The following is an 11,770-nucleotide window of genomic DNA, read 5'->3' as shown; positions in this document are numbered from 1 at the left end:
CGACAGGTTGCTTTGGGCGGTTGGTTAACCGGGGGGCCAATCCAGAGCACGACCTCCAATCACATGCACATGCAGGTGAAACACTGTCTGACCTGCAGCGGCACCACTGTTGATCACCGTTCGCCAGTCCTTCAATCCCTCCTGCTTAGCCACTCTGGCTGCGATCAGGAGCAAATGTCCCAGCAGAGCAGCATGCTCTTCGCCGACGTCCTGAAGGCTCGGGATCGGTTCACGCGGGATCACCAACACATGTACTGGAGCCTGGGGAGCGATGTCACGAAAGGCGAGGCATTGCTCATCGTTGTAGACCTCGTCGCAGGGAATCTCACCCCGCAAGATGCGGGAAAAGATTGTGTCCTCGGCCATGGCACTAGTGCTGGGGGGGCAGGTGATGGGACAGGCAGGGCATCAGATCCATGCACCACTCATCATTCCAATGCTGGCACGCTGCCTCAGTGCATCCCTGCTCGGATTCGACGCCATTCCTGTGACCGTCGAGGTGGATCTAGCGCCAGGATTACCAGGCCTGCAGCTGGTGGGCTTGCCGGATACCGCCATCCAAGAGTCGCGAGAACGTGTGAGAGCCGCGCTACGCAACAGTGGATTTCGCGGGCCTCTCGTGCGGGTGGTGGTGAACCTGGCACCTGCGGACCTGCGCAAGGAAGGTCCCGCCTTCGACCTCCCCATCGCACTGGCCTTGCTTGTGGCGAGTGGACAACTCGATGCACCTGTTCTCAACGGACTCTGGTGTGCCGGGGAGCTGGGACTGGATGGCAGCATCAGGCCCTGCCGCGGAATCTTGGCCATAGCCTGCCAGGCAGCTGAGCAACAGGCCCGCGCCCTTGCCATATCGGCAGATGATGCAGCAGAGGCCTCGCTGGTGAAGGACCTGGCAATCCGCAGCGCCACCACGCTTCGAGAGCTCGTGGAGCGTCTTCACAGTGACCGAGATGAAGCGCCTCAACGCTGCAGACAGTCGGAACAGGAAGCCATTCTGCAGAGCGCTCCAGCGCCTCCAGCAACCAACAGACTTCTCCACCTTCCTGGACAAGATCTCGCCCGTCAGGGACTCGCCATCGCTGCTGCTGGCGGCCACCACCTGCTGCTGGTGGGTCCACCTGGATGTGGCAAGACCGTTCTGGCCCATCAGTTGCCATCTCTGCTTCCTCCTCTGGATAGGAAGGAAGCCCTGGACATCACCCGCCTGCATTCGATTGCCGGACTCATCCGTGGGAAAGGCCAGCTGATCAGGCAACGCCCCTTTCGAAGCCCACACCACAGCGCAACAGCAGTCGCCTTGCTTGGAGGAGGTGCCAATCCCCGACCAGGAGAACTCAGCCTCGCCCACGGTGGAGTGCTTTTCCTGGATGAACTAACCGAATTCCCCAGATCGGTGCTCGACCAGCTGCGCCAACCGCTTGAAGAGGGTGAGATCTGGCTGAGTCGAGCAAGGCTCAGCTGTCGTTTCCCCAGCCAAGTGACCCTGGTCGCTGCCGCCAATCCCTGTCCATGCGGCTGGTCAGGCGATCGCCGCTGCATCTGCAGTGAGCTGAAACGTCGGCGTTACTGGGGGCGTCTGTCAGGACCACTGCTCGACCGGCTGGATCTTCAGTTGAAACTCGAACCAGCGGAACCCAACAGTTTGCGACAAAGCATGGCTGAAGACTCTGCTCAACAGGATCCGACGTTTAGCGCTGCCTCAATCCATCGCGCCCGGGTGCGGATGCGTCAGCGCAATCCAGATGGCGTGACCAATCGGGAACTCAGTGCCGAAGGCTTACAGCGTCATGGACGGCTTGGGGCAGAAACCATCAGCCATTGGGAGGAGGTGATCCGCGCACGACGTTTGAGCATGCGCAGCGGACTGCGTCTGCTGCGCGTTGCCAGGACAGTGGCAGACCTCCATGCCAATGACCAGGTGACCCTTGAGAATCTGGCCTCTGCCCTTTGTTTCAGAGCTTTTGATGTTGCAGAGCCATGGAGCTGACCAGAAACCATGCACCATCAGTCTCAACTTGTCATCGAGCTGACCTGGGATCATCCCGATAGGGCTGTGGGCCAATGGCCGGAGGAATGGTCATCTTCTCCTCTCTGGGATTTCCCATGGCATGGGTAAGCGTTTCCACCATCCAGGAGCGGAATGCATTGATTGAGCGACCCATTGTGTTGATTCCTCATCTCTGAGTTCAGTCTCGACAGGAGCGCTGAGGAAGCCAACAGGCCGAAATACGGGTTTTTAGTCCTTTCCCAAGAACTCTCAAACTCCCCCAATCACCCAATGAACCGTTTGAGAACTCATCGGGTGGGCTTCTTCAGCGACGGCGGCGACGCTGCTGAGCCTTGCGCTTGTACTTCTCGATTGGTGTTTCGTGGTGACGCAGACGCTTGAGGTCAGCGAAGATTCCAGCTTTGGAGACCTGACGCTTGAAGCGACGCAACGCCGATTCGATGCCTTCGTTTTCGCCGACCGTGACCTGGGTCATTCAACAAGCAAGAGATTTCCAGTGCACTAACTTAGCAAGTGACCTCAAGGGGTCTGTTCTGTTTCGTCAGGGACAGCAGTCTCAGCAGCGCTCCCTGAATCGGACTGCACGCCATCTCGGTACACGTAAAGATGACCGAGGGTGCGCTTTCCGTATTGACGGCGCATCAGCCGCCAGCCGGGCTCGAGCTTCAGTTGGACGAAATTGTTGCCAAAGCCGCCTGCCCGAGCCACCAGCAAAGTGGGCTCCGATGGATTACGAGTTGGAACCGCCATCAACTGAACATCGTTCGCCGACTTGATCACCGACAGGCGATAACGCGTTCCCAGATCGTCGCCACCGATGCGCAGCGAATAGCCATTGCCATCGATATAGCGATTACAAATTCCCGTGAAATCAAAGGTTGCCAACAACGGATCAACTGAGGCTGGCGCACTGCCGCTCACCGCGTAGCAGGGACGAGCACTGGTGCGTTGCTCGTAGATATTGAGCTGGGATCGTTCGCCAGAGCCGATCGGAGCCGCAACCAAAACAAATTTGGTTTCATCCACCTCAGAGGTGGTGAACAAGGAGCCCTGGGCGCGCACCGAGGACATCAGTCCTGTGGCGACAGTGGCACCGAAAACCGTGAGAGCGGCAGCGGCGATCCGGATACGGGCCATCGAAGCAGAAGAGTGTGTCTGGATCGTAAAAGTGCCGAGGCGCTTCGGCTGCCCTGATCAGGCCGGTTTGTTGAGCCGAATCGCAACCAGAAGTGACCCGACCGTGGCGGGAAGCGTCAGCCCGAGGATCCAGCGGGTGAGCGTAACGCCAAGATCCGGGTCTCCATAAGCAAGCTCGAAAACACTTCCGGTAGCAGCAATACCGAGCACACAGGCAAGGGCCAGGAACAGCCCTGCGAGGGGTTTCATCGGCATGGGATCAAGTGACGGGGCGCACGTCGGTGGAGTGGAAACCATGATCTTTGAGCTCTTTGAGCAGTCCGCCTTTGTCTGTAACCCGATCGACGAACAGCACACCATTGAGATGATCCATCTCGTGTTGGATACAGCGAGCCATCAGACCATCGGCCTTCATCGTGCGCGGTCGACCCATCTCATCCCGGAAACTCACCTGCACCGCAGTGGGTCTCACCACATCCAAATAAACCCCTGGAATGCTCAGACAGCCTTCTTCGTAGGTGTCCAGTCCTGCGCTGGCGGAGACGATCTCGGGATTGATCAACACCAAAGGTGGAGTGCTCGGTGTTTCCGGATCGAGATCGATCACCAGCAACTGTTTGTCTACCCCTACTTGGGGAGCTGCCAAACCGATGCCTCGGGCCGTGTACATGCTGCGCAGCATGTCTCTGGCCAGATCCCTCACCGACGCATCGACTTTACCGACGCGGCGGCCTTCAACCCTGAGAACTTCGTCACCGAGTTGGTGAATGTGAAGAGGCGGAGAATCCAGAGGCTTCTTCGGCACAGCCACTGAAGAACTGGTCTTCTCGGCGGATCGTGCCAACTGGGCGAAGCTCCTGGCCAAGGTCTCAACCTGAATCAAATCTGTGCTGATCTTAGGCAGTTCTCCCATTTGCATCGGATTGCAGCGATGAGCAGTTCTCAGCCCCTGTCCGCGAGGACCGCCCTCGGACGCCAACCGGTGCTGAAAACACCACGGATTCTGGGCAACTGGGTGCTCTGGCTGGAGCAGCGACCTCAGGAAAAAGGACGGACCACGGCCATGATCCGCCCCTGGCATCAGACCGATCAACCAGCGAAGGAATTGACGGCAGCCCCCGCTAATTTGCGTTGCCGCATTCATGAATACGGCGGTGGGGCCATGGCCGTGGCCCTGATAGCAGACAAGCTGTTACTGACCTGGATCGACGACGGCGACGGCTGTCTCTGGCAGCAGACCTGGCGTGGATTGGGCAGTAAAAATTGCTCAGCCCTCACAGCGGAAGCACAACCGATTCGCATCAGCGCACCAGGCGAGTGGGCCCTGGGAGGAGGCCTGATTGATCAGACACGGCTGCTTTGGTTGGGAGTGATGGAGTGCAACGGTCGTGACCATCTGGTGAGCGTTGCCCTGAATCAGAGCGATCAACATCCCCAGGTGCTTCACGCAGCCGATGATTTTGTCGGCTATCCAGCGCTCAGCGCAGATGGAAAGCAGCTGGCCTGGGTGGAATGGCGACAGCCCGCTATGCCCTGGGATGCCAGCGAGCTTCGCCACGCCACTCTCACATCAGAAGGGGAGCTGATGCAGGTACAAACGCTGGCCGGAAGCCGACCGGATGCCGAGCAGCCGATCTCCGTGTTTCAGCCGCTGTGGCAACCCGACGACAGCCTGGTCGTTGCTGAAGACAGCAGTGGTTGGTGGAACCTCATGCGGCTTGGCGATCCCGCCAGCGGAAAGCACAACTGGGAGCGTCAATGGCCCATGCAGGCGGAAACCGCAATGCCCCAGTGGGTGTTTGGCATGAGCACCAGTGCCTGGGATGGCGAGCAGCTGCTGGCAGCGGTTTGCTCTGAAGGTCGCTGGGAGCTGAAGCAGCTGAGAGGCGATGGAACGATCCTCAGCATCGATCAGCCCTTCGATGATCTAGCCGATCTGCATGCCGACGCAGGACGGGCCGTTGTGCTCGCCAGCAGCTCCTGTATCGGCCAGGGCCTGCTGGAGCTGGAGCTTGCCAGCGGCGATTGGCAGCACACGCCGGCCAGCGAGGCCGCGCTACCGAACGACGCCGTCAGCAGCGCCGAACCATTCTGGTTTGTAGGCGCCGATGACCTGCGTACTCACGCCTGGTATTACCCGCCCCTCGGTGGAGCCAGCAGCGATTCACCCTTACTTGTGAAAAGCCACAGCGGACCAACTGCTATGGCTCGCCGCGGCCTCAGCCTTGGCATCCAGTTCTGGACCACCCGCGGCTGGGGGGTAGTGGATGTGAATTATGGAGGATCCACCGGGTTTGGTCGGGCTTACCGGGAAAGGCTGAACGGCAGCTGGGGGGTGGTGGACGTGAAAGACTGCGCAGCGGCAGCCATGGCTCTTGTCGAGGCCGGCCATGCCGATCCCCAAAAAATCGCCATTGAAGGGGGCAGCGCCGGTGGATTCACCACCCTGGCTTGCCTCTGCTTCACCAATGTGTTCCGGGCAGGAGCATGCCGATACGCCGTGAGCGACCTCACATCTCTGGCTTCGGAGACGCACCGCTTTGAAGCTCGCTATCTCGACTCGCTTGTAGGGGCCTGGCCTGAAGATCGAGCCCGCTACGAAGAGCGCTCACCGCTCCAGCATGCACAATCCATGAGCTGCCCAGTGATCTTTTTCCAGGGTCTACAGGACAAGGTGGTAGTGCCGGAGCAAACGGAACGCATGGCCGCTGCACTGAGCAACAACGGCCTGCCTGTCGAGGTACAGACCTTTGCGGAAGAAGGTCATGGATTCCGTGACAGTGATGTCAAGGTGCAGGTGCTGGAAGCAACGGAGTGTTTCTTCCGTCGTCACCTCGGACTCTGATCGGCCTGTCCGTAATGAAGACCGCGGAACTGGGCATGCACAGCTTGCATTTGTTGCGTGGAGAGCAGCGGGGGCTCCCCCAACTGCAGAGCCTGCAGATACATGCGCGCCAGGGTCTCCACCTCAACCGCCACCCGCAATGCGGACTCCAGATCCTTCCCCAGCGTGACCATCCCGTGCCTGGCCAGCAAACAGGCGCTGCGTTGGGCGAGAGCATTCACCACGTTCTCGGAGAGTTCCTTGGTCCCGAAGGTGGCGTAAGGAGCACACTGGATCTCATCACCGCCGGCCACCGCAACCATGTAGTGAAATGCAGGAATGCCGCGGTCATGGCAGGCCAGTGCTGTGGCATGAATGGGGTGGCAATGCAGCACAGCCATCGCTTCAGGGCGGCAGCTGAGCACATCCGCATGCAGGCGCCATTCCGACGACGGTCGCCGCTGTTTCTCCTTCAAGGGTTGTCCTCTCAGATCCAGTGCCACCAGATCACCAACCTCCATCTGTTCATAGGGCAGTGAACTGGGAGTCACCAGAAGTCCTTCCTCAATCCGTACCGAGAGATTTCCGGACGTGCCCTGGTTGAGGCCGGTTCCATTCATTCGGCGTGCCACGGTCACCAACTGATGGCGCAGCTCCTGATCATCCAAGCGATCAGCCACAGCCATACAGGCTCTTCAGCCCCTCCTCACTGGCATCAGCAACACCACGATCAGTGATCAGCGCAGTGACCAGTCGGGCAGGGGTCACATCAAAGGCGGGGTTGAAGCCATCACTTCCCTGGGGTGTGAGCTGCACCTGAGCCAGCGTCCCTGCAGTTGGTCCATCCAGCAGGCGACCCTGAATCGCCGTGACCTCCCGGGGAGATCGAGCTTCAATCGGAATTTCCGCCACCCCGTCATCCAGGCTCCAGTCGATGGTTGATGCGGGGAGTGCCACATAGAAGGGCACCGCGTTGTCATGGGCCGCCAGGGCCTTCAGATAGGTCCCGATCTTGTTGCAGACATCTCCACGGCGGGTGGTGCGATCCGTTCCGACGATCACCGCATCCACTTCACCGTTCTGCATCAGATGACCTCCGGCGTTGTCAACGATCACGGTGTGGGGAACGCCTTCTCGGCCGAGCTCGTAGGCCGTGAGCGATGCACCCTGGTTGCGGGGTCGGGTCTCATCCACCCAGACATGAAGATCAAGACCGGCGCGTCGGGCCTTGTAGATCGGGGCTAACGCCGTACCCCAGTCAACCGTGGCAAGCCAACCAGCATTGCAGTGGGTCAACACCTGAAAAGGCCGGCTCTGACGCGCTTCTGGCCTAGCCGCCGCGAGCCTCTGGAAAAGCTCCAGGCCGTGGTCGCCGATGGCTGAGCACATAGCCACGTCTTCGTCAGCGATCAAACCGGCCTCCTCGCATGCAGCTGCGGCCCGTTGCGCCGGAGGCAGAGGCAACACACGATCACGCACACGCTCCAGCGCCCAGCGCAGATTCACCGCAGTGGGGCGCGTGGCATTGAGATCTTTAAACGCCTCTGCAAGGGCTGCATCACTGGCGTCATTTTGCAAAGCCAACATCAGGCCATAGGCACCGGTCACCCCGATCAGCGGAGCGCCGCGGACCACCATGGTGCTGATGGCAGTAGCCGCCTGCTCACAGCTGCTGAGGGTGCGGGTCTCAAAGCGATGGGGCAACTGGGTCTGATCAATCACCCAGACCGAGAGGCCGTCCGGTTCCAATCCGATGGTGCGCCAGGCCTGGCCGTCAATGTTCATCCGGATCGAGTGGATAGACCTGGGCCAATCTGCCTGTCCGATCGCCATCACGAACAAAGCACTGTCCGAGATGGCATCGTTCCATCAATTGGCACACAGCAATGAGGATGCAACTGTTCGATGTTCTGGTGGCCTTCGCAGGGCTCAGCCTGTTGCTGCTTGTGGGAATGGCCCTGCGTCAGCGCCTGCGCTGGCTACGCAGCCTGGGGATTCCTGAGGCACTCGTGGCAGGCCTTCTTGGCCTGCTAATCGGCCCATTCGGACCATGGAAGTTGTTCCCTGAACAGGTTTACCAAGTCTGGAGCGAGACACCCGGCGTGCTGATCTCCCTGGTCTTCGCCACCTTGTTCCTTGGTCAACAGCTCCCAAGCCCTGGTGTGATCTGGAACCGGGCCGCTGGCCAAACAGCCTTTGGCATGGTTCTGGGCTTTGGCCAGTATCTGGTCGGAGGCCTGCTGGTGATGGCGGTGCTGCAGCCCCTGTTGGGCACCAATCCATTGATGGCAGCGCTGATCGAAGTGGGCTTTGAAGGTGGCCATGGCACTGCAGCCGGCATGGGACCCACCTTCCGTGAACTGGGTCTGGCCTCAGGCGAAACCCTGGGCTTGGCCATGGCCACAGTGGGTGTGCTCACCGCAGTGATACTGGGCAGCACCCTGGTCGTCATCGGTCGCAGGCGGCGTTGGCTATCAGTGGAGCCAACGAACGAAGGTCCCACAAAGGCGTCATCGCTTTTGCGACGAATGGCCGACGACGATCCGATGTCAGCCGACGAACGCCTAGCTCTGGAGACAGCATCAGGAACGATTGACGCAGACTCGTCAGCCTCGATCACGATCGACGCTCTGACGGTCAACATGGCCCTGGCTGGCGGGGCCGTAGGACTCGGCCTCCTGTTGAAGGCGGGGCTCACGCTTTTCGGCTCCCTGACGGGAAGTGTCGAAACATCCCGTCTGATCACCGCAATTCCCGTCTTTCCCCTCGCGATGGTGGGAGGACTGATTGTGCAGGTGCTGCTGCAACGCAGCCGCCAGACCTCACTCGTGTCGCCCGTGGCCCAAGCCAGCATCGGATCCCTCTCCATGGATTTATTGATCACCGCGGCCATGGCCAGCCTCAATCTCCCCTTGCTTGAAGAGAACTGGCTGCCCTTTATCGCACTTGCCCTGGTGGGGCTGACCTGGAACGTGTGCGCCTTTCTTTGGCTGGCTCCACGCATTTTCAGCGATCACTGGTGCGAACGAGGCATCGCCGACTTCGGCCAGGGCACCGGTGTCACAGCAACAGGACTACTGCTGCTGCGCATGGCGGATCCCTTCGGAAGCAGTCGTGCCTTGGAGGCGTTCTCGTTCAAGCAGTTGCTGTTCGAACCATTCCTCGGGGGAGGACTGATCACAGCCATTGCCCCACTGATGATCATCAGCTGGGGACTGCCCCGATTCAACGCTGTGGCGCTGTTGCTCACCCTAGCCTCCCTGCTACTCGGCCTACGGCTCGGCCGTCAAACTCGCAGGCGCTGATCACTCCAGAGAGCCATTGCCCATCCCAGCGAGATAGCTGTCTCAGCGATATGCAGCTGGCTCTAGGCAGAGAGCAAAGAGCAGGAGGCGGGGAAAGGGCTTTAGCCGTTCTCCCGGAAAAAATCGATCACACCCTGAAGCTCATCGGCGAAACGATCAATCTCCGCCAGCGTTGTGATGAAGCTGAGGCTGGCGCGGGCGGAACCGGTGACTTCGTAGTGGCGGTGCAGTGGTTGACAACAGTGATGTCCACTACGAATGCAGATCCCCGCGAGATCGATCATGGCCGCGATGTCATTGGCATGGACCCCATCCACGAGGAAGGTGGCGAGGGCAGCACGACCAGGCTGTTGCTGAGGTGTGGGTCCAAGGATGCGAAGACCATCAATCGCCTGCAGGCGATTGAACAGATGCCGGGTGAGTTCCGCCTCCCAGGCGGCGATGTTCTCAAGTCCGATCTGTTCGAGATAGGTGAGTGCTGCACCCATCCCAACGGCCTCTCCGATGGCGGGCGTTCCGGCCTCGAACTTGTACGGAAGGTTCGCCCAGGTGCTGTGATCCAGATAGACATCCTGAATCATTTCTCCGCCGCCGAGGAAGGGCGGCATCGAGTCCAATAGAGCTTCCCTCGCCCACAGGAATCCCATCCCTGTTGGGCCGCAAAGCTTATGCGATGAACCCACAAGAAAATCAGCATCGAGAGACTTGACCGACATGGGGTGATGGGCAAGGCTCTGGCACGCATCCACCAACACCAGGGCTCCGGCAGCATGAGCAGCTGGGATGACCAGATCAAGAGGATTGCGGCAACCCAGCGTGTTGCTGATGTGCACAAGGCTGACCAGCCTTGTGCGATCAGTCAGCTTGGAATGGAAGTCATCAAGATCGAGCTCTCCTGTTTCGGTGATTCCCACATGACGCAGCACACAACCGGTTCTCTGCGATAGCAATTGCCAGGGCACCAAGTTGCTGTGGTGCTCCATCAACGTGAGCAGGATCTCATCACCTTCACGCAGATTGGCGTTGCCCCAGCTGCGTGCCACCAGATTGATGCCTTCGGTGGCGTTTCGGGTGAACACGATCTCCTGCGGGCCGGCCGCACCCACATAGGAAGCGGTGATGGAGCGGGCCGCTTCAAAGGCCTCGGTTGCCCTGGCGCTGAGCTGATGTGCTCCTCGATGAACGTTGGCGTTGTCACAGGCGTAATAAGCCTGCAAGGCGTCAAGCACTACCTGAGGTTTCTGGCTGGTGGCGGCATGGTCGAGATAGATCAGAGGACCGCCCTGGGACGATCGCTGATCCAGGATCGGGAAATCTGAACGGGTCCGTTCCGCTAGAGAGACGCCGGTATCACGAGAAAGTGTGGTCATAGGGGTCGAGAGGGGTCAGCGATCGCTCCAGAGGCCATCCAGGCCTTTGCCGCTGCTGGTAGACGATCCACCACTTCGCAGCAGAAACCCCTCAGTAGCAATGCAGCTGCATCGTCGCCGTCAACTCCACGACTACGAAGGTAAAAAAGTTCCTCCTGCTGAAGTTGGCTGACGGTGGCGCCGTGTGCGCACTTCACATCGTCAGCAATGATTTCCAACTCAGGCTTGGCGTCCACGCGCGCGCGCCGTGAAAGCAGCAAACTGCGGCTGAGCTGAGCTGCATCGGTTCGCTGCGCCGGTCTAGGCACCTGAATAGCGCCGTTGAAAATGCTGTGGGAACGATCAGCCGCAACAGCTTTCTGCAGCTGATCAAGCTCACCCTCAGGACCACCGAAACGCATGCTGCTGTGCGTCGCGAATTGTTCGTCGGCCGTTGTCATCGACAGGCCATGGATTCCTGTGGTGGCCTGCCCCTCCAGTTGCAGCACTCGCGGTTCAAGCCTTCCGAAACACCAGCCTCTGCAAACGCTCGTCAGCCCGTAGTGACTGCTTGGCTCCTGCTCGATAGCCAGATGCACCATCAACGATGCGTTGCCAGAACCACTTGCGAGAACACCGTGACACAAGCAGGCGTCTTGTCCGAGTTGAACTTCCAATACGTGGCTATGAGCTCGCTGCACATCAGGCGGAGAACCCTCTGCAGGAAAAACCTGCAACAGCTCCAGCTCCGCACTCGACTCCAGCAGCAACAACACCCTGGTGGCAGTCAGTCCAACACCGGTGGCGAACACAAGTTCTAGAGGAGGGACCTTGCCGCAAACCCGAAGAGCGAGGACGTGCCGGCTGTGAGCGTGATTGAACTGAACAGGCCAGGCTTCGGCACAGCCGCAGTGATCCAGGCTATGGCCAAGGTGATCCGTGAGCTCGGCATCGGTGAGTGAGGTCACCCCCTCCGGAAGAGTGACTCCGTGCAGCGGATCCGTCTGACCTCCCAAGACGAGCCGCGTCACCCCATCAGCGACCGCAGGCATCCTGAAGTCCGGAGTCTCCCTGACCTCAGGAAGCGTGGCCACGGCCTCAAGGCGTTTGAGGTCCGTGAGTCGCCAGGCTTCCTGTCGACGGGTGG

General features: G+C 59.8%; 13 protein-coding genes. 3 read left to right on the top strand and 10 right to left on the bottom strand.

What is annotated here, in order from left to right; all coding sequences use genetic code 11:
* Positions 1 to 24: 24 nt before the first annotated feature.
* Positions 25 to 366 carry a histidine triad nucleotide-binding protein gene (locus tag DXY31_RS13595; RefSeq protein WP_114994283.1) on the bottom strand — a complete coding sequence of 114 codons (342 nt, stop codon included), beginning with the start codon at positions 364 to 366 and terminating at the stop codon, positions 25 to 27.
* A 70-nt stretch (positions 367 to 436) separates the two neighbouring features.
* Here DXY31_RS13595 and DXY31_RS13590 point away from each other — a divergent pair, with 70 nt between their 5' ends.
* Positions 437 to 1,987, top strand: a complete 1,551-nt coding sequence (locus tag DXY31_RS13590; protein WP_114994338.1) for a YifB family Mg chelatase-like AAA ATPase — start codon at positions 437 to 439, stop codon at positions 1,985 to 1,987.
* 31 nt (positions 1,988 to 2,018) lie between these two features.
* Here DXY31_RS13590 and DXY31_RS17100 read toward each other — a convergent pair whose 3' ends face one another.
* From DXY31_RS17100 to def, 5 genes are all read right to left on the bottom strand, one after another.
* Positions 2,019 to 2,162, bottom strand: a complete 144-nt coding sequence (locus DXY31_RS17100) for a hypothetical protein (protein ID WP_170953714.1) — start codon at positions 2,160 to 2,162, stop codon at positions 2,019 to 2,021.
* 150 nt (positions 2,163 to 2,312) lie between these two features.
* A complete protein-coding gene (rpsU, locus tag DXY31_RS13585; protein WP_006043142.1) occupies positions 2,313 to 2,483 on the bottom strand; it encodes a 30S ribosomal protein S21 in 171 nt (56 codons plus the stop codon).
* A 44-nt stretch (positions 2,484 to 2,527) separates the two neighbouring features.
* The gene (locus DXY31_RS13580) at positions 2,528 to 3,145 is read right to left on the bottom strand and encodes a DUF3747 domain-containing protein (protein WP_114994282.1); all 618 of its coding nucleotides are present in this window, start codon (positions 3,143 to 3,145) and stop codon (positions 2,528 to 2,530) included.
* 57 nt (positions 3,146 to 3,202) lie between these two features.
* Positions 3,203 to 3,400, bottom strand: a complete 198-nt coding sequence (locus DXY31_RS13575) for a hypothetical protein (RefSeq protein ID WP_066910887.1) — start codon at positions 3,398 to 3,400, stop codon at positions 3,203 to 3,205.
* A gap of 4 nt (positions 3,401 to 3,404) precedes the next feature.
* Positions 3,405 to 4,010: a peptide deformylase gene (gene def, locus DXY31_RS13570; protein WP_114994337.1), complete on the bottom strand. Its 606-nt coding sequence runs from the start codon at positions 4,008 to 4,010 to the stop codon at positions 3,405 to 3,407.
* A 66-nt stretch (positions 4,011 to 4,076) separates the two neighbouring features.
* Here def and DXY31_RS13565 point away from each other — a divergent pair, with 66 nt between their 5' ends.
* On the top strand, positions 4,077 to 5,990 hold the full coding sequence (locus DXY31_RS13565; protein ID WP_114994335.1) for a prolyl oligopeptidase family serine peptidase: 1,914 nt from the start codon (positions 4,077 to 4,079) through the stop codon (positions 5,988 to 5,990).
* On the opposite strand, the gene DXY31_RS13560 is transcribed toward DXY31_RS13565, so the two are convergent.
* Positions 5,975 to 6,655 carry a class II aldolase/adducin family protein gene (locus DXY31_RS13560; RefSeq protein WP_244279807.1) on the bottom strand — a complete coding sequence of 227 codons (681 nt, stop codon included), beginning with the start codon at positions 6,653 to 6,655 and terminating at the stop codon, positions 5,975 to 5,977. The genes DXY31_RS13565 and DXY31_RS13560 overlap by 16 nt on opposite strands.
* On the bottom strand, positions 6,642 to 7,754 hold the full coding sequence (mtnA, locus tag DXY31_RS13555; protein ID WP_114994334.1) for an S-methyl-5-thioribose-1-phosphate isomerase: 1,113 nt from the start codon (positions 7,752 to 7,754) through the stop codon (positions 6,642 to 6,644). Before mtnA ends, DXY31_RS13560 begins: the two co-directional genes overlap by 14 nt.
* A 101-nt stretch (positions 7,755 to 7,855) precedes the next feature.
* Here mtnA and DXY31_RS13550 point away from each other — a divergent pair, with 101 nt between their 5' ends.
* A complete protein-coding gene (locus DXY31_RS13550; protein WP_114994281.1) occupies positions 7,856 to 9,274 on the top strand; it encodes a sodium/glutamate symporter in 1,419 nt (472 codons plus the stop codon).
* Between the two features lie 101 nt (positions 9,275 to 9,375).
* On the opposite strand, the gene DXY31_RS13545 is transcribed toward DXY31_RS13550, so the two are convergent.
* Together DXY31_RS13545 and DXY31_RS13540 are read right to left on the bottom strand one after the other, a co-directional pair.
* Positions 9,376 to 10,644 (bottom strand): SufS family cysteine desulfurase, encoded by a 1,269-nt coding sequence (locus DXY31_RS13545; RefSeq protein ID WP_114994280.1) that lies wholly within the window; start codon positions 10,642 to 10,644, stop codon positions 9,376 to 9,378.
* Positions 10,641 to 11,770, bottom strand: a 1,130-nt coding sequence (locus DXY31_RS13540; RefSeq protein WP_114994279.1) for a SufD family Fe-S cluster assembly protein, incomplete at its 5' end; no start/stop codon positions are given. The genes DXY31_RS13545 and DXY31_RS13540, both read right to left, overlap by 4 nt.

Source organism: Synechococcus sp. UW179A (genome assembly GCF_900473965.1).
Taxonomy (GTDB): domain Bacteria; phylum Cyanobacteriota; class Cyanobacteriia; order PCC-6307; family Cyanobiaceae; genus Synechococcus_C.
Note: the sequence above shows the minus strand (reverse complement) of the source record. Positions and strands in the feature narration are given on the sequence as shown.